Raw genomic sequence first — 18,697 nt, forward strand, 5'->3', positions numbered from 1 at the left:
GCTTGCGCATCATGATTGCAGACCCGCAGCACTTCGAACGTTTGCAGCTAGAGCGTGGCCTCAACTATCATGGTTATTATGCGATCGGACTGGCAGCAAGTCTGAAGGAAATGCTAATGCTGCTTGAGTACGGTGACAGAGGCTTCGATTTTGTGTTAATCAACGCCCAGTTGGTGAAACACACTCGCTTCGATCTTATTTCGTATTGTCTAGAAAATAATTTTCTCCGACAAGCCTTCATCTACGGTGTGGCGAAATATCAATTGATGAGACTGAAACCTGAGACCAAGAAACGACTCATCTTAAGTTCTGCGCAATATCCAGATATTTATCAACTCGGGCATCTATTAAAAAATCTGTCTAGCGAGACAAAAAGCTTAGACTGGATACTACAAGAAAACCAGACCAACACTGCAAGGAACACCTAAAAACCTTAAGAGAAAATCTTAAAAAGCCATATCTATACGAATTATGATAAATAGTATTTTAACCAGGTAACCAATCAAACCAAGGACAAGGACAAGGACAAGGACAAGGACACTTTATACTTTAATGACTAGACATGAAACCTTAAACAATCCCAGATAAAACTCCACATCGAGCAATGGGTCAAAGACACCTTAAAAAGCAGTTTAAAATGAAGAAAACAATATCGTACATCATATTTTTATCCGGTTGGTTTTTCTCAAGTATATCCATAGCTGACGATTTACCCGAAGATTCACTCCTGCAGCGCTACAGAGTGGCAGGCGATCAGCTCCCAACGCCAGATCCTAGTGTAGCTAAGGAAGTAGTACGTTCGAAAAGTCACTTCAAAATTGAAGAGGAAAAGCCATTTATTCAATTTAACTTTAAGGAAAACCGACCCAAGCCTACAGGAAACCTTAGTATTGACAGTGTCAACTTACGGGATTTAAAAGAATGCTTAAGGATGCGCGAAGCTCTTTCTGCATATGGAAAAAAACACATCGAATGCAACGAAAATTGAAGGGAATTGAACGTGGGGAAGGTATCGAGCGCAAGGCCGAAGGTGTGGATGCGCTTGTTCAGTCTGAACATCGTGGCGTGCGTGCGCTTGTTCATCCAACCGGAAAACACCAGACTCTTCCTTATGGTTGAAATAGCGCAGATCGATCTTGAGCAAGTAGCTTGAGCCGATCGGCGTCTTTTACACCAGATCCAGTTAATGCTGGCGGTAGATGTCTTCCAGCTTGCCATAGAATAGGCCCCGGAAGATTTGGGCGTAAAATTATAGCTGAAGCAGACAACGTCCAGGCCACCGCTGGCCAGTCTCGGAGAGTCACTCAAAGGCAGATTTTTTTCGAGCTTAGCTGATTCGCGCGGGTTGATCTCCCTGCCCTACAGCCTTCATGGGCGGTTCCTTCATCTCCTTGGACTCAAGCGTAACTAGTTACCAACTGTCGAGGAGAGCCATATTGTGCGACCGGCAGGTTCGATCACAGTTCACCGCCCTACAAACCCGCTTTGAAAAAACGTATTTTTCCGTTGCCGTCGGGTGTCCATTTTCACGAACCAGTCTACCATCCGACTGCATGCGTAAAACACCATCAGGATAACGCGCCTTTCTCCCATCAATACAGTAGGCAAACTGCCCATCCAGGTTCGAACCGAACTGCACCAGCCCCTCTATAGAGACGGAAATGACCAGCCACAAATGCCTGCTTGTCTATGGCGTCTGCCTGTTCCACGCCACTGGTAGGCCCCCCAAGACCGCCACAACGGCCCCTACTACACACTTCAACTGCACGGCCTGCTCCAGAGCAGTTTGATCGTGGGCTAGCGACCCGTTGGCTGGCAGTTGATCAAGACGGCGACGACATGACCGAAGCTGCGGCACGCTGGTATGCCGCACGAACATTTAAGGTCTGTTTCTATGTAGGGGGGCGAGGAAAGCGCTATGGTGCGAGGTGATCGTGGTTAGCACTAATCGGCCACCGAACACGAAAGGTATAAAGCTGCCGAACAGCGTCGCGCCAATACTGTAGCTCCGCGCCATGCCTTTAGCTGGTAACTAGGTCGGGAAAAATCCGGCATTTGGGCTGGCAATCCACCGAATTACATAGCCTTGAGCAGGCTCACCCAGAACAGCATCGCCAGCAGAGAACCTAGTGTCAGGTAGTTGAACGCCAGCCAGATGGTGACAACGACGATCTGCGCTACACCCACCATGATCCGTGTGCGGCTAAGTATATCGGATAGATCACCAATCAACGGAGTCATCAGCACCAAGCCCCTAACCAAAGTTCCGGTGTAACCGAGCGAAGCCCTTAGCTTCAAATGCTGCCGTCATAGATGGGCATGTAGATGATCAGGTAGCCAACTCACGTAGATATTATTGGCATGCCTACCGACAGCAGCATGAGTACCTCATGGGCCTTGAATAGCTCGCTCATGGGGGACTCGGTGTGCTGCAGCTCTTGAACTCGCTGTCGTCTTCGATATGGCAACGAATACGTGATCGGTCGGTCCTCCAATCGTATAGACCAAGCACCAGCCCCAGACTCCAACTCATCGTTGGTCAGAGCAGTGGTCAGCAGCAGACCGGAGCCGCAGTCCAGCAACCCACTGACGCCCTGGCTGGCAAATATGAAGCAGGAAATGGCCCCTGCACTCGCGCAGATGTTTGGCAAGCAACACAGTGGCGCTACCAAATTCACCGCTAGCGGGAAATCCCTAGATAAACCGAGCGAAAAAGATGCCCGACGGCGCTGGCAAACCAATGATCACTTAGGTTGGCGCAAACGCAGCCAGGAAAGTGCTCCGTTACATCAGCTAAATTTACGGCTGCCCCTGCCCCATCTGCAAGCGGCCACAGCGACAGGGACACCTTCTTATTGGTGCTGGTCATGGCTAAAAGCAGTAGAAAATCAGATCGAACCACAGCCTGGGTCTACTGCTGCCTGTAGCGAAGGAAGCAATAGACCCAGTGCTACCGCGCTTAGGCGCCACTACAGATTGCGATCGTTTCCATAAAGAGGGTTTCAAAGAACTACTATCTAGTCCGAAGCGGCAATGCGGGCTTACATACCTAAACTACTCCCACCGCCAATCTTTAAATTAAACCGGAATATAAAAAATAGCACCTAAGTACATTAACACGAAGATTTCAGCAAACTGCCTAGACCATTGGAACGCCTATACCCACGCTTGCGCCATATTAAGCGAAGAGCAGAGTAGAACACATATCTTTTCAGCATCAAAAAAAATGGCGCACACCCTAATTGAATGGGCCTCCTTTTCAATTAGCTTTCTTGACGGCTTTCAATTCAAGAAATTTCTTGGATGATAATCAGCGACTTCTTGCATACTTCTAAAACGCATATAGATAATTTATTGGCACACTTTTTTGTGTACCCATAAATATCGCGATGACTTCAGGAATTATTCATTCAATGAAAACACTTAAGCTTGCACTGCTAACTTCGGCAATCTTCGCGTTAGCTAATACTGCGTTAGCTGCTGACGGCACCATCAATTTCACAGGAGAAATCACTGCTGCCTCCTGCGTAGCGTCCTCTGGAGCGGGTACTTCCGTTGGCGGTGACATTGATAATCAGATCGTTGACGTGAACCTGGGCAAGGTGAGTCTGGACTCCCTCACTGGATCCGCAGGTGGGGGTATTGTCGGTGGTAAAACGATCAACCTGAATCTGGATTGCGGGAACACCGCAGCCGGCCTGACCACCGTCAAACTCGGGTTCGACCCGATGGCAGGCTCCGGTATCGACCAGAAGAACAATAGTCTGCTGAAGACAACGGGTACCGCTAAAGGTGTTGGCATCGGGATGTACGACGCCAACAACAAGTTGATTAATCTTTCCGCGAACGAAGCGTACTCCAGTGCGCTGGTCAAGAGCGGCGAAGATGAGAACGCCAAGTACACCGCCAACTTGACCATGCGTGCCGCTTATGTTGCCAACGGTGATGACCTGGAAGTGGGCACCGCCTTTGGCACACTGCCTTTCACGTTGAGTTACGAGTAACTTTCCAGCGCGGAGTTTGACGCTCCGCCTTTCACGAGGTTGTGAATGAACGCTACATTAGTTTTACGCTGCGTCCTGCTGATGGCGCTGATTAGTTGCTCCAGTATTTGCTTAGCGGGCATCCAGGTGGGTGGAACGCGTATCATCTTTCCCGCGTCCGACCGTGAAGCCACCATTCAAGTGCGTAATGAGGGCTCCGAAGACACCATGATCCAGTCTTGGATCGAAGCTGCGCCTGGCCAGACGGAGGGCAATATCCCATTCGCGATCACTCCATCTCTTGCACGGCTGAGTTACAAAAAACAGCAATCGTTGCGGATCTTTTACCAGGGTAAAGGACTGCCGGTTGACCGAGAGTCGGTGTTCTGGCTAAGCGTTCAGGAAATACCGCAGTTGTCGGGCTCAGAGAACACGCTTCAAGTAGCCTTCCGCCAACGACTGAAAGTTTTTTATCGGCCATTGAAACTTCCAGGCTCGCCGGATGAGTCTGCCGATAATCTAAAGTGGCGCTTGGTAAGTAATTCGGGTAAGCCAGCGTTATTAGCTAATAACGCCTCTGCGTATCACGTTTCGCTAGGAAGTGCATCGCTGGTGATCAACGGCAAAGAATACATGGTCGATTCGCAAATGGTAAACCCGAACAGCACTTCAACTATGACGGTAAATGGCCTACCCAGGGAGCGCTCCGGTAGCGCGGAAGTTCGCTGGGAGTCCGTCAACGACTTCGGTGCGCTAGTCAAGCATCAGTCGGCGATTCAGTTATAACGCGCCATCGCGTCTTCTTTGTAATCCATTACTGGATAAAGGTTCATAGATGACGCTGCGCATCAGGGTTTCTTAATGAAAAGTTTCCTATCGCACGTCGAGGAATTAAAAAATCCAAAGTTCCGCTTCGGCGGCGTATCTCCTTACTTGGCCGCATTGGGTGCGTTAGCCACCACCCATGCGGACGCCGCGCAGTTCAATCCGATGTTTCTCAAGGACAAGGGTGTCGAGGTCGACTTGCGTTACTTTGAACACTCCAGCGGAGTTATTCCAGGTACTTACAGCGTTGACCTGTATTTAAATCAGCGACTGGTTCGTCGGCAGGAGGTCACCTTCCAAATGGACGCTGACGCCGAAAGTGCGGACCCACAACCGGTGCTGATGCTAGGTCTGCTGCGCGATATGGGCGTCAACATCCAGAGGCTGAAGCAGGAAGGGATTATCTCCTCAGACATCGCTGACGAGGACGCGGTCGAGTTATTAAGGATCGACGGGGCGTCGGTCGAAATCGACATGGCTAAACTGTCGCTATTTGTCAGCATTCCTCAGGCCTATATCCAGCGCCGGGCCCGGGGCTATGTTGACCCGTCACTCTGGGATGAGGGTATCCCTGCCGTGTTCAGCAGCTATCAGTTGAACTTCAGCCGCAATACCGGTGACGGTTTCAATAGCGATTATGGATACCTTGGCCTGCGCAACGGTCTGAACATCGGCCAGTGGCGCTTGCGCAATGATTCATCGCTCAGCCAAGGCACCGGGACAGTGCGTATGTTTACCAGTAACCGCAGCTACCTGGAGCACGATGTCACCCGTCTCAAGGGGCGATTCGCGTTAGGCCAGCTTTATAGCAACGGCGATATATTCGATAGCAGCCGTTTCATCGGCGTACAACTAGGCTCCGACATCGGCATGTTGCCGGATGACGAGTCTGGCTACGCGCCGGTCGTGCACGGCATCGCCGAAACCCAGGCCACGGTGGAAGTTCGTCAGAACGGCTACGTGATCTATTCCACCGCGGTTTCGCCGGGCGCTTTCGAGATCCGCGATATTTATCCGGGTGGTTCTAACGGCGACCTAGAAATTACCATCATCGAATCCGACGGCCGCGAACGTAAGTACAGCCAGGCGTACGCCTACTTACCGGTGATGACTCGGCGCGGCAACTTTCAATACAGCCTGTCGCTGGGAAAATACGATTACGAAGGCGCCGTGTCACCAAACCTGGTGCAGGGAACTGCCGTGTACGGCGCCACCGATAACCTCACCACCTATGGCGGAGCGCAGGCCGCAGAAGGCTATACCGCGCTTAACCTGGGTGTGGGTCTCAACTCGGCGCTGGGTGGCACTTCGGTAGACGTGACCAACAGCCATTCGCGAGTGGATGCCAGCCAGGTGACCACAGGGCAGAGTGTGCGGTTTCTGTACTCAAAAACCCTGAGCAAGACCAACACCACATTCACTATGGCGGGCTATCGCTATTCCACGTCAGGGTATCGGACCTTGAGCGAACACATTGACGAACTGGACCCCGTCAATCACTACAGTACCCGAGGTCGCCCGAAGCATCGCCTGGACTTGAGTATCAACCAGACAATTGGTCACCACGGCTCGCTGTTTCTGAGTGCGGGCGAGACCAACTACTGGGATCGCGCCGGCAATACTCGACGATTGCAGGTGGGCTATAGCGGCGGTATGGGCCTGGTCAGTTACAGCGTGTCAGCCTCACACACGCAAAGCGCTGATCGTTCGCACGATTCGGATAACCAGTTGGCGTTTTCGGTTAGTGTTCCATTCGGCGACCGCAACCGCTCGCAGCGTTTATACAGCAACATATCCACCGACGGTAAGGGTCAGGACAACCTGCAAAGTGGCGTGGCGGGTTACCTCAACGATAAGAGCACCTTATCCTATTCAGCTCAAGCCGGGCTGGCCGGTAACGATCGCTCAAGTGGTGTTGGCATAGGTTGGGATGCGCCGTCGGCAAAGCTGGCGGCGAACTATTCAACGTCTGGCCCTTCCCGTCATTTGGACATGACCGCGTCCGGCTCGGTGGTGGTCCACAGCGGCGGTGTAACGTTTGGTCAGCCGGTGGGTGAAACATTTGCGTTGGTCGAAGTGGCAGGTGTTAAAGGAGCTTCTGTCGAGGGCTCCACGGCTCAAACCGATAGCGCCGGTTACACCATTCAGAGCTACGTGCAGCCCTATCGCTACAACTGGGTAAACCTCGATGCCCAGACGCTGGGCAGCGATGTCGATGTCACTGAAACGTCGCAACAACTGGTTCCGCGGCGTGGTTCGGTAGTCAAAGCTCGGTTTGAAGCCTCGACCGGCCGACGCGTACTATTTGACCTGCTTCAAGCCAATGGCAAAAAGCTCCCTTTCGGAGCACAACTTTTTGATGAGGAAAATACATTGTTAGCCGTAGTGGACAATCAATCCCGCGCGTTGGTGTTTGGTATAAAAGAGCACGGTCGGTTGACTCTTAATTGGGCCAGTGGCCAATGCACAATTCCATATAAACTTCCTCAGCGTGATCTGTCCCTTGTATATGACCAGGTCGAAGCCGCATGCGATTTTAAGTTGGCAGCGGAATAACAAAATGAAGTGTCTCGCCCGTTTTTTAGTGATTCTTTTTTCTTTGTTAGGCTTGACTGAGGCCTGGGGCGGAATGTGCCGCTGGAGTGCATATACGCCCACTTATGGCTCCACTGATATGAGGTCTTGGACTGTAGCTGCACCTTCACTGTTTAATTTGCGTCAAGTTCCGGTTGGAAATGTGATGGCCAGCTCCTCGGAACTTATAGTTCACAATGAATATTGGCAAATGGAGTGCCCTTGGCCGGATTATCCGAAGTTGCGTGAAGAGGCCTATTTCAAAGGTTTAGAATTGGTGGACGGATTCACTAATGTTTACAAGACTGGAATTGCTGGAGTAGGTGCGAGGTTCTCAAGTCTTGGTTTTTTCAAGGGCGTACTGCCATTATCCGCAGAATCTAAAAATAGTGCGTCCACATATGGCAATATTCCAAATAAAATAAAAATTGAATTTATCCGAACTTCACGCGATGTGGCAATCGGCGATGTAAGGATGGATCTTGTAATTCATTACTATCTCAATGGCTGGAATGCGGCGCAGATAAAAATAAGTGGAGTCACGACGCTGGAGTCTAATAGCTATTTCAGCGGCTGCGCCGGTACAGACAAACTTAATATTTCTATGGGAAGTGTACTTGCAGCGGATGTAGGAACTCTGAATAGATCCTTTAATCTTGACGTACTGTGCTCCGGTATGCCTGCCGGCACCAAGGTACCGGTTAAAGTTTATTTTGAGGGCAACTCTGATGGAGCTGGGCTGTTAAACCTGGAGCCAGGTGGTGCCGAGGGCGTCGAAATCTTGTTAGTAAATGATCGGGGGGTGAGGCTGCCATTCTCACAGGGTAGTGCTTTAGCGATGACCTGGATGCGAAGTGAAGCCAAGGGAGAGGTCTATCGATTACCTGTTGTTGCTGAGTATAAGCAAAAGGCTTCACGAAAGATTCGCGCGGGCAAGGCTAACGCCACATTAAACTATATCCTTGAGTACAATTAAAGCCGACGCTACATATCACCCTATCGTTAACACTGGGTAAATCTTGATTCCCGCTGGCCTTTATTAACGTCCAGCACACGCACTGCTTTTCTCTAAAAGGGAACGAGATCGAGCGACTTGGGGTTGGGTTAACGGTATATGGAATGGTCCCTACAACTTTCCTTGGTGCGTTTCTTTAGTTGTGTATGACCAAATTAAGGCTGCATGCAATATTCAATGAGCCACGGAGCAATTAAATGAAATCAAATATTATTTTACTTATAGTACTTTACTTTTTTGGAAGTGACACGGTCAAGGCTGTGAATAACCCCGATCATTGTGAGCGGGCAAATGGAAATAGTGACAACACGCTGGTTCTTAAAGTGATCATGCCTGCCTTACTGGATTTGAAATACAGTCCCGTTGGCTTGCCAATGTATTACAACGAAATGACTATTTATTATGATGGGATATCGCCGATCAAGTGCCCTTGGCCAGCAGTAGCCAAGTACCGACTACGTGGTTTTATTGATAATGCACCTATGGCGGATGGCTTTACGGACGTTTATAAAACCGGTCTCGCCGGCGTGGGTATCAGATTTCAGAGTTTAGACCCCGACTTATATGGCACTATCCCCCAAGAGCGTGAGCTTGCAAACACAAACTATAAGTCCATAAATATTATTAAAACTCTCAGGATTTATTTAGTCCGAACCTCACGAGAGGTTACGTCAGGCGAGATCGATATGAATTTTACAATTCATCAGTACGTGAATGGTTGGAACACGGCGGATATCAAGATTGTGGGCACTACAAAAGTTCAGTCTGAAAATTACTTTAGCGGCTGCTCCGGTGTTGAAAAGCTCAATATTTCGATGGGTCGCATTCCGATAGGCGATTTAGGTTCAAAGCAAACTCCCTTTAATTTGGACGTACTATGTTCAGGCTTGCCTGCCGGCACCAAGGTACCAGTAAATGTTTACTTTGAGGGCGATTCGGATGGGCCGGGACGATTGAACCTTGAGCCGGGAGGAGCCCAAGGCGTTGAGATTTCGTTGGTCAATGACCGAGGTGCAAAACTGCCATTTTCTTTGGGCGGCGCTTTGGCTATGACCTGGATTCGGAGTGAACCGCAGGGAGAAATTTATCGTCTCCCTGTGGTTGCTGAGTATGCGAAAAAGTCTTCGCAAAAAGCCGGCGCGGGCAGGGCTAACGCCACGTTGAACTACGTTCTCGAATACAACTGATGTTGCTCGTTCGAACAGGGGCGTGAGTGAGCAACGCCTTTCACACATCCGCTCTCGACTGAGCACGGAAATCTCGATAGGTTTTGCACATCCAGCCTTCAATCGCGTCAATCAGCATAGGTTGTGCGCAAAAAAATCCTTGACCCACGCGCGCGCCCATCTGAAGCAAGCTATCGCGTTGCTCCACCGTTTCAATACCCTCCACCACCAATGACATGCCCAGATCTTCGGCGAGCGCCAACGCATGACGAATGACTAGCCGATAACGGCCGGGCCTGCCAAGAAAAAGTGTGAAATCCCCAGCCAATTTAATTTCATGAAAGGGAGACTGGCACAAACGCAAAAGCGACGAATAACCCGTTCCGAAGTCATCCATTGACAGTCTAACGCCCAAATTGCTCAGGCGGTTTAGCTGTTCAACGCAGCCAGAAACATCGGAGGGTCCGTCCTCTGTGATTTCAAAAGTCAGCATCGATAACGGCAAACGGTGCCGGAGCAATCGAGTCTTCAGACCATCGATAAACAGGCTATTCTGCAACTGCCCAAGGGACACATTGAAGGCCAAGCCAAGTAGAGTACCTTGGTCGTGGAGCTTTAGTTGCAGCGCTATCCCTTGCTCAAGCAGTTCAAACAGCAACTCGTCGAGCCATTGTTTGCGCGCCATCAACGGGATGAAACTCGCCGGACCGAGCACGCCGCGGGTTGGGTGGTGCCAGCGGGCGAGGACTTCTACCGCGTCCACCTTGCCCGTACGCAAATCGAACTTGGGTTGCAGATACGCTCGAAACTCTCGGTGCCAGAGCCCACGTAGCACATCATCGGCATCTGGCAAATGAGTGTGCGCTTTGAGTAGATATGAATTTTCAGGCTCTCGATACGGAGCCTGTTGAACTTGGGGGTTTGACACGAGTGTAAGCGGGGATCGATTTGGCATGGAAAGGGTGATCGTTTGGAATACCTCCCAAGTTTAGGTGGGCACCCGCTGACAACACGAAAGACCCATCTGTTGTTCACCCGGCTTTTTTCTGGCGTGATATCAGGATTTGTCTTGCTGGGCACGCAGCATTCACTCCTGACTTAGTGACCGGCTGATCCCCTCCAGTTTCTGGATCAAGGCATTTACCACCTCATACATCTCCTCGGACATCGTGCCTTGCGCACATAAACCCTCGATTTCGATGCACTGCTCAAGCAGGCCCGAGTGATTGAGCAGATACGCGGTGCCCTTGAGCTTGTGTACGATACGTATGACGTCTTGCGGATCGCGCTTTTTCAGCGCCTGATTCAAGGCTCGACACTCGACGCTATTGCTTTGAATGACGTCTTCAGCCATCGCCCCTCGGATGTCATTCAGAGGTGACGACGTAGTTTCCGACGGCTGCTTATCGGTACCCCGTTTTGGAATCCAGCGATTGAGGACAGCCAAGGTGATCGGCTTGGCCAGTGAATGATCCATCCCTGATGCCACGCAACGCTCCAACTCTTCTCGCTGAGCGTCGGCAGTTAACCCGACGATGATGCATGGCCTAACGCGCTGATTGCGTTCGAGCTGACGGATTATCTTGGTCATTTCGTGCCCGCTCAGCTCGGGCATGTTGCAGTCGGTGATCACGATGTCGATCTCATTCTCCTGCCAGAGAGCCACACCTTCCAGACCGTTATTTGCGATTATAGCGCGATGCCCCAGGTAAGACACTTGCTGAAACAGCAGATACTGGCTCGGCAAATGGTCTTCAACGATGAGGACAGTCAGCGGCATATCTTCCACCGGAGCCGAGGGTGCTGCCGGATCAGCGCCAGTCACTGTAATCTCTGCGCTGACGCACTGGAGGTGAACACTGAACGTCATACTGGTGCCAACATCTGTTTGGCTCTCAGCCTCCAGATGGCCTCCCATCAACTCACTCAACGCCAGGCAAATCGGCAAACCGAGGCCCGCCCCCGCATTGCGGTCGCTAACAGCATCGCGCGTGACGAAGAACGGTTTGAAAATCTGATCAATATGTGTGGCCGGAATACCTACCCCTGTATCGCTGACGCTGATCAAAAAATGCAGAGTGCTCTCACTTGATGCCGTTACCTTGCAACGAATGTCGACGCCGCCATACTCAGTGAACTTGATCGCATTGCTCAGCAGATTGGAGAGGATCTGCTTGACCTTCAACCCGTCGACCCAAACCAGCTCGGCAGCCATGGGATCAATGTCCATGCCTATCTGCAGTTGCTTTTGTCGAGCAAGGCAAGAGAACACATTACTCGCCGACTCGATCAGGTCTTTGATCCGGGCGGGCTCGGGCGTCAAGGTCAGCTTGCCAGACTCTATGCGCGAGATGTCCAGAATATCGCCGATAAGAGCCAGCAAGTGGGTCGCTGACTCATAGGCGATGTGTACGGATTGTGCATTGAGCCTGGCGTTATCTTGGCGGGTGAGTACCAGCTCCAGCATGCCAATGATGGCATTGAGTGGCGTGCGGATTTCGTGACTCATGGTGGCCAGAAAAACAGACTTTGTGCGACTGGCTTTTTCAGCGGACTCCTTGGCCACTTCGAGTTCTGCGAGGAGCAGCTTGCGTTGTTTCAGATCGCGCCGCTCGCGCTGAAGGCGACGGCGTTGAAGCATGATCAGCAACCCAGCCACCAGTAGCAACGTGCTCAATACTTCAAAGGATCGCCAGATGTACGAAGCGATCCCCTCCCAGTACATCTCATCAGTAGCAGAGTTGGCGCGCCAGCGTCCGATGATTTGCGGGTAATCCCGAGGAGGTATTTCCAGCATGGCTTTATTGATGATTGAGATCATTAGGCGTTGCTCTTCTGGCGCAGCCAACACGATCTTCGCGTTCTCAAGATCCAGAAGTCCGCCGACTTTAAGACTGGTCTCGTATTTGTAAGACAGGTAGTAACGTGCGACGTTGGACGGCGCCACTACGAAGTCAGCCTTACCTTCACGCACCAGCTTGAAGGCTTCGCCCATAGTGTCCGTTTCTTCAAAGCGTGCACTGGGAAATCGCAGATTTAGCGATGCTGGCAGCAGGTAACCTTTCGCGACAGCGACCGTCGCGGTGCTTTGCTGATCGAGGGCCGCTGTCTCGTCATGGCGCATAACCAACAAGTAGGGCGCTGTGGCCAGGGAGCGGCTGTGCAGGTACGGCGACGGAGCCTGACTGATTTCAGTGAGAATGCCAAGATTCGCCCCGCCGTTGACCAAAAGGTGATTGGTCTCACTCAACGAGCTCACGCGGATAATCTTGAAGCGCAATCCGGTTTTGCGCTCAATGATTCCCAGCAGATCCGAGGCGATGCCATTGAAGCGTCCATTACTGTTGAAAAAGGCATAGGGCGCCAGGTCTTCGCTGACCGCCAGTTTCACTGTGGCGTTGTTATCAAGCCATGCCCGCTCAGCGTCTGTGAGGCGGTCACGAAAGCTGGTGAGGTCACAGTCTTCGACGTCCCCCCAGAGCTGTTGGGCTCTAACCATTGTGCAGCGGTCTACGCCACGCAAACCTCGTGCGAACAGACCTTCCAGAATTAAGTTGTCTTCGCGGATCGCAAAAGAAACGTTGATTTCCTGGGGCGCAGTGTCCTGGTTAACCACCAACTGGTTGCTGAACAACTGGCTAGACATGTAATTGGTGGAGTAGGTATCACCAAGGTAGACCTCCGTGTCGCCGATCAGTACAGAGGCCAGGGCTGCCAAGGGGGAGGCATAGAGCGTGAAAGCACCCTTTCCCCCACTACTTTGATACAAAGTAAGGGCGTCTTGGCTGGCAACTGCGACTCGCGTGTGCGCGTCATGCGTGTTGTATTCATGAAGGTCGCCTCCTTCGGAAAGAAGGGCCAATTCTGTCAGTGCGTAAGGGGGTGTCAGATGTACACCGAAATCTGGAATATCTTGAGGTATGGCGCTGCCTACCAGGTCAATCTGCCCTGCCTGCAACGCGTCATAGGCGGCTTTTGCTGAATCGAACAGCCGTACTTTGAACTCAACGCCCAGCTCACGCTGCATCGCCACTAGATAGTCAGCCGTCAGGCCCTCGTAGCTGTGCTGCTCAGTCAAGATACCGAAGGGCGGGAATGTGTCAGCGGTTACGCCGACAATCAAAGCTTGCTTGTGCTTGAGCCAATCGCGCTCTTGTTGGTCGAGCTGGATTTTCACGCTGTCGAGCGGTTGCCGCGCATGGGGTTGCAGGTCGTCAGCCCCGGCATCATTTGGAATGCAGCAGCCTATCGCCAACAGGACAAAAAAAACGCTGAGTAGTGCAAGTGTCGGTCTCATCAGCTCGGCGTCAAAGGAGATTGTGCTGCTTGGCGATGCTGGCAAGTTCAATTACTGAAGTGACATTGAGCTTCATCAAAATGTTGATTTTATGGCCACTTACCGTCTTGCTGCTCAGGTTGAGCCTACCTGCAATTTCACGGTTGGGCAGCCCATCGGCCAGTAGTTTGAGAACCTGTATCTCACGGTCCGTAAGGCTCTTAAGATCATCAGATGCAACAGGGCCAATTGCACCTGCGAACAGCGGTATGGCGCCCCTTGGAAAGTGCACATACCCCTCAGAAATGGTTTCAATCGCCTTGATCAACTGGGTGATGGGTTCGCTCTTGCTGACAAAACCGCTGGCTCCGGCTTGCAGGCAACGGGATGCGAAAGTTTCTTTGATCTGCGATGTGAACACGAGCACCCGGGTAGCGAACTTCTCTCGCGTGATTCGTTTTAATACTGCCAATCCGTCCATTCCTTCCAGACCGATATCGAGAATTACCATGTCTGGCTTCACTGACGCGATCATCTGAAGCGCCTTGATGCCGTCGAACGCTTCGCCTATTACTTCGTAACCAATCGACTCAACCGCCTGTCGGATGGCGTGGCAGATCACGGGATGATCGTCGACGATTAACACTCTTTTGCTCATAAGCCTCAACTCCGCACACAGTGATGATGGGGGCAACAACCTTCTGAAGTGCGACTCCACTTCCCATCCGGCCAAAAAAAAGCGACCCATTGCTGCCGAACATCTCAGTCGTTAAAAGCGCGATATTCCTTTTTTCGCTGTAAATTATTGCAGGTAAAAGCTTAGCTCGGCATCAGCTTTTCGCTGACTGAGCACCCTGATTCTTCTGCCTCGGGAGCAAGATGCTTCTTGAGGGGCACAAGTGTCTTTGTGCCCGGGTAAAAATCAAGAAAATTCTGGAAATCTCCAGGGTGATTCTCGTGGAAAAATTAAGTGGGTGACGTTAAATTTCGTTGCTTTTGCATTGGATGAAGCTATGCGCAAGGGGATGGGAAAGATCATCGTGCTCAATAGAAACCTCAGTTCTCTTTTCGGATATGCCGAAGTGCTCAATGAGATGGGTTACTACTCTCTCAGTTTATGCACAAATATCAACGAGGTATTCGATCTACTGAAGGCGGGAGAGAATTTCGAGTACTTGGTTTACGACGCGTTTGACTTGAGTAAAGACGCAAACTACTTGGAAATGATCGCTGGATTTTGCGCAATCTTTTCAATCGTTACGGTTTCGGACGTAAACTCCACCCAGCGTCAAAGCGTGATTCTATGGGCTAGAAGCTATGCTATTCCGCTCCGGGGTGTGTTGCAGGCACCACTTCGGTCGGCAGAGCTGTATGAGTTGATCGAGGGCAGTGGACCATACTAGATGTCAGGGATCAGCCCTCGCCACTTGAAATACAGGATCGCAGAGCTGCTCCCAATCTAGGTCGTACCTTCGCTCCTAGCCCAGGGTTTTAAAAACCGCACTTCCGTATAAAAGCCCATTCCCTCCTCACCGCACTCTCAATCAATGACACCGGACAAAAAACACGCTCAGGCTTGAGAGTCTTGTCTTTCAAACCCACCTACCCGAACGATCACTGGTGACGCTATACAATCGCAATGACATCACCTGAATATCGGTAAGAATCGTCTGCCGCGTGGTCATTTTGACTTTGGACGCTCGCCGCGCCGCCAGTCATCGAGCGGGATATTGGCGTAGTGAGGCAGGCGTCCTGAAGATACGCCCTAGGTGGTAACCGCCAACTCCGGAACAAAGAAAATATTTTCTACTACATTTTTCCTTCCAAGTAGTTTTTACCGCCTGATCGCAGCGTCACAGCCACGCTAAGACTTTCAGCAATCGACCTCAAGGATCCTAGGCAGTATATGAGTGTGACTGAAAAGACCGTAATCGATCCCAGTGATTTCGCTTCACTCAATCGCGCATCAATGTCTATAACTGGTAAAGTACGCACCGTTATTTCTCAGGAGGACTGTTTCATGGCCACTAATCGCTCCCAGCGTCTACGCAAAAAACTTTGTGTGGACGAGTTCCAGGAATTGGGCTTCGAATTGAACCTAGACTTCAACTAAGATCTGGCTGATGTCTTCGCCAACGCGTTGAAGCCAGGAACCACAAACGCACTCCATGTTCTCCGGCTCATGACGGATCACACTTCGTAGAAACTGTATCCCCCCACAAGGTGCGCAAGCCATGGTTGGAACGCTTAAAACTATAGCCCTTAAGCTACGGGAGCGTCAGCTCAACCAAAATTCCGGTATATCACTTTCGAACCAACATCACTACCCCGCAAATTAAGCCCTAGCCCTTTACCGAGAGCAGCCACCAGTCACGCTACCGGCGTTTGCTCCATTAAGCGCAAGCTACAAACAGCCAGAAGATTGGCTACATAGCGGATAATAGTGTCCACGTTTAGGTGAACGCCACGCCTGCGTATGGCGAAGCCGACTAGATGACTTTGCCGGACGCATACCTTCAACCTCCATGCAGTGTCAAGGTAACTCATATTTCTTGGTGGTCTTCGTTCATCGGTTTGCCGAGGAAAATCCGCTGGTGATTCCACGCCCCTAAAAGGCCGCGCCAATTTTTGATGAGCGTCATGAGTTAAAACTCAAAACGCACACCACCAACCTAGACGCAAGTCTTAGTAATTATTTTGTCTAGGCCAATAACGGTTGATGTCGTAGTCCAAAAAACAATGCGGTCAATCAGTCTGGACTGAAATTTTATATCCGGAATATATACATGTCCGCCCGCAAAAGAACTCTCGATTTCCCCAGCAATTTGATAATTCATATCTCGCCCTTCTACATTGAAGGTACTTTGTAACCTTCCGCTAAACTCCCTTAGGAGATACAAAATAAAGGTTTTCACTTCTCTCTGCATTTTAGTTTCTCCCTACATAAGTCAGGTAGTTTACTAATGCTTACGCATAGAGCTCTGCGTGATTTTCCCCCAAAACCTGTAGGAATTTTCTCAACGTTTTCATTCGTTCGCCCTTTACGCAACAACACAAGTCATAACTCACCCTCCAGAACGAGCGGCTATAGCGACCACGGAATATTAGTGCCCGAAGAAACTGCTTTGCCAGTCGCCCGATCAGGTATCGAATCCGACTCCAACAAGGGGGGCGGTTTGAGTTTGGGAACTGTTTTTAAGCGATGATCCAATTAGGGGCGCTCCTATCCGTGACCTGGAACATCCATAAGGGCCTTAGGAGGCGATGGCGCCTGAAACGCTGTGGGTAGTGCCTGACCGAGGTTACTTCAAAAGCGAAGAAACCCTAGCTTGTCACGATGCAAGCATCACCACTTATGTGCCCAAGCGGATGAACTCTGGAGCAAAGGCTGGCGGACGCTTCAATTACGATGCATTCATTTATGACACAGTGAAAACGAATACATTTGCCCGGCTGGAGAAGCGCTCATTTGGCGCTATACCAACATAGAAAAAGGCTTGAAGTTGCACCGTTACTGGAGTTCAAAGTACGACGGCGCTGAAACGAAATAAACCGTAGCTGATGTTGTCAGCTACGGGAAGCCTTCAGCGCACCTGGGTCACCAGGTGTAGCGATAACCCAGCGTTACACCCCACGGCTGCTCAATTAAATTACCTTTGCCGTATTCGGCATCCAATGAAATTTTGCTGCTCTGGCTTACCTTGGCAACGCCACCAAACCCAAGCTCTACACGATTGCCTTTGAGCCCCGCATCAAGGTCAGCGCCGTTGACGGCAACCTTACTCTTGCCAGCATGTTCAGTGATGTAAGAGGCCTTTATGTAAGGCTGCACGGTCATGCCGTTTTCGAGTTGTATATTTCGACCAAATCGCGACCCGATACGGCTTTGCAGCGAGTTTAGATCGTCGGTCTTGACCTTCAAGCCATTGCTCGCGGTATAGCTCGCGCCTTGGATACGGAATGCACTCAACGCTACTTGCGGCTCGACACTCCATCCGCTGTCAAGGACGATGTGTTTGCCCAATTCGATGCTGACGCCTGTGCCGCTGGTGTCGTAGGAACCTTTCACCGAGTTGCCCAAATTGGTGGGCGTTTTGATCTTGTGATTCAAACGGTCATACTTGAGGACGCTATCGACGTACACGCCGCTATCATCGACATAGGTCGCATAGGCACCTACCATTTTGCTATCGATTTCGCCGGACGCACCTTCGCCGAAGTTCAGGCTAGATTTGGCCGTACCCACCATGCCACCTACATAAACTTTACCGGCGTTAAGCTGAATAGCTTTGTCAGCACCAATTTCCAAGCCACTGATATTCTGGTGGAAGGCACGACTGGAGTTTTCGCTGACATCCAATTGCTTTCCAATTGCACGGGTCCATACACCACCCTCGTCTTTGCCCAAGCGCAAATCACCCAAACGACTCACTACCGCGTTCATTTGAGAGTCCCACATGGGCACACTCGCAATGTGAGCTGCAACGGCAGCATTTGCGCCTTTCGAAAGAGTTTGTGGGCTGCCCTTAAGATTAAGGCCTGCTGTGTGTAAAGTCGTTGGTAGGCTTTCGACAGACGGAGCGGCAGCCTGCGCAGCGGTGGCCACAGGGGGCGTTGGCAGATTTTCAACGGCCGGAGTGGTTGCCTGCGCGGTGGTGGACGCAGGGGCGGTTGCCAGATTTTCAACGGCCGATGTGGTTGCCTGCGCAGTGGTGGGCGCAGGCGCGGTTGGCAGATTTTCAACGGCCGATGTGGTTGCCTGCGCAGTGGTGGGCGCAGGCGCGGTTGGCAGATTTTCAACGGCCGATGTGGTTGCCTGCGCAGTGGTGGGCGCAGGCGCGGTTGGCAGATTTTCAAC

At 51.1% G+C, this 18,697-nt stretch carries 13 protein-coding genes and 2 pseudogenes; 10 read left to right on the top strand and 5 right to left on the bottom strand.

Annotated features, from left to right (window positions below):
* Positions 1-11: 11 nt before the first annotated feature.
* Both P3C29_RS29650 and P3C29_RS29655 read left to right on the top strand, forming a co-directional pair.
* On the top strand, positions 12-428 hold the full coding sequence (locus P3C29_RS29650) for a hypothetical protein (RefSeq protein ID WP_275966132.1): 417 nt from the start codon (positions 12-14) through the stop codon (positions 426-428).
* Positions 429-637: 209 nt separating this feature from the next.
* Complete coding sequence (locus P3C29_RS29655) at positions 638-988, top strand: hypothetical protein (protein ID WP_275966133.1); 351 nt, start codon at positions 638-640, stop codon at positions 986-988.
* A gap of 1,088 nt (positions 989-2,076) precedes the next feature.
* Here the strand turns inward: P3C29_RS29655 and P3C29_RS29660 are convergent.
* Positions 2,077-2,241: a hypothetical protein gene (locus P3C29_RS29660; RefSeq protein ID WP_275966134.1), complete on the bottom strand. Its 165-nt coding sequence runs from the start codon at positions 2,239-2,241 to the stop codon at positions 2,077-2,079.
* 1,172 nt (positions 2,242-3,413) lie between these two features.
* Here P3C29_RS29660 and P3C29_RS29665 point away from each other — a divergent pair.
* From P3C29_RS29665 to P3C29_RS29685, 5 genes are all read left to right on the top strand, one after another.
* Complete coding sequence (locus P3C29_RS29665) at positions 3,414-4,004, top strand: fimbrial protein (protein WP_275966135.1); 591 nt, start codon at positions 3,414-3,416, stop codon at positions 4,002-4,004.
* 45 nt (positions 4,005-4,049) lie between these two features.
* The gene (locus P3C29_RS29670) at positions 4,050-4,769 is read left to right on the top strand and encodes a fimbria/pilus periplasmic chaperone (RefSeq protein ID WP_275966136.1); all 720 of its coding nucleotides are present in this window, start codon (positions 4,050-4,052) and stop codon (positions 4,767-4,769) included.
* 75 nt (positions 4,770-4,844) lie between these two features.
* Positions 4,845-7,364 carry a fimbria/pilus outer membrane usher protein gene (locus P3C29_RS29675; protein ID WP_275966137.1) on the top strand — a complete coding sequence of 840 codons (2,520 nt, stop codon included), beginning with the start codon at positions 4,845-4,847 and terminating at the stop codon, positions 7,362-7,364.
* Positions 7,365-7,368: 4 nt separating this feature from the next.
* Positions 7,369-8,358 carry a hypothetical protein gene (locus P3C29_RS29680; RefSeq protein ID WP_275966138.1) on the top strand — a complete coding sequence of 330 codons (990 nt, stop codon included), beginning with the start codon at positions 7,369-7,371 and terminating at the stop codon, positions 8,356-8,358.
* A gap of 236 nt (positions 8,359-8,594) precedes the next feature.
* Positions 8,595-9,584, top strand: coding sequence for a fimbrial protein (locus tag P3C29_RS29685; protein WP_275966139.1), 990 nt, complete (start codon positions 8,595-8,597; stop codon positions 9,582-9,584).
* Positions 9,585-9,624: 40 nt separating this feature from the next.
* Here the strand turns inward: P3C29_RS29685 and P3C29_RS29690 are convergent, their stop codons facing one another.
* From P3C29_RS29690 to P3C29_RS29700, 3 genes are all read right to left on the bottom strand, one after another.
* Positions 9,625-10,416, bottom strand: a complete 792-nt coding sequence (locus tag P3C29_RS29690) for an EAL domain-containing protein (RefSeq protein ID WP_275966140.1) — start codon at positions 10,414-10,416, stop codon at positions 9,625-9,627.
* A gap of 234 nt (positions 10,417-10,650) precedes the next feature.
* Positions 10,651-13,860, bottom strand: coding sequence for a transporter substrate-binding domain-containing protein (locus P3C29_RS29695; protein WP_275966141.1), 3,210 nt, complete (start codon positions 13,858-13,860; stop codon positions 10,651-10,653).
* A gap of 10 nt (positions 13,861-13,870) precedes the next feature.
* A complete protein-coding gene (locus tag P3C29_RS29700) occupies positions 13,871-14,497 on the bottom strand; it encodes a response regulator transcription factor (RefSeq protein WP_275966142.1) in 627 nt (208 codons plus the stop codon).
* Between the two features lie 241 nt (positions 14,498-14,738).
* Between P3C29_RS29700 and P3C29_RS29705 the strand changes: the two genes are divergently transcribed.
* From P3C29_RS29705 to P3C29_RS29715, 3 genes and pseudogenes are all read left to right on the top strand, one after another.
* Positions 14,739-15,242 (top strand): hypothetical protein, encoded by a 504-nt coding sequence (locus P3C29_RS29705; RefSeq protein WP_275966143.1) that lies wholly within the window; start codon positions 14,739-14,741, stop codon positions 15,240-15,242.
* Between the two features lie 617 nt (positions 15,243-15,859).
* Positions 15,860-15,946 (top strand): annotated as a pseudogene (locus P3C29_RS29710) (50S ribosome-binding protein YggL); the annotation flags it as partial.
* Positions 15,947-17,097: 1,151 nt separating this feature from the next.
* Positions 17,098-17,363: pseudogene (locus P3C29_RS29715) on the top strand (IS5/IS1182 family transposase); the annotation flags it as partial.
* Between the two features lie 74 nt (positions 17,364-17,437).
* On the opposite strand, the gene P3C29_RS29720 reads toward P3C29_RS29715, so the two are convergent.
* A partial coding sequence (locus tag P3C29_RS29720; RefSeq protein ID WP_275966144.1) for an autotransporter outer membrane beta-barrel domain-containing protein occupies positions 17,438-18,697 on the bottom strand: 1,260 nt, incomplete at its 5' end.

The sequence above is a fragment of the Pseudomonas sp. 1912-s genome (assembly GCF_029269205.1).
Classification (GTDB): domain Bacteria; phylum Pseudomonadota; class Gammaproteobacteria; order Pseudomonadales; family Pseudomonadaceae; genus Aquipseudomonas.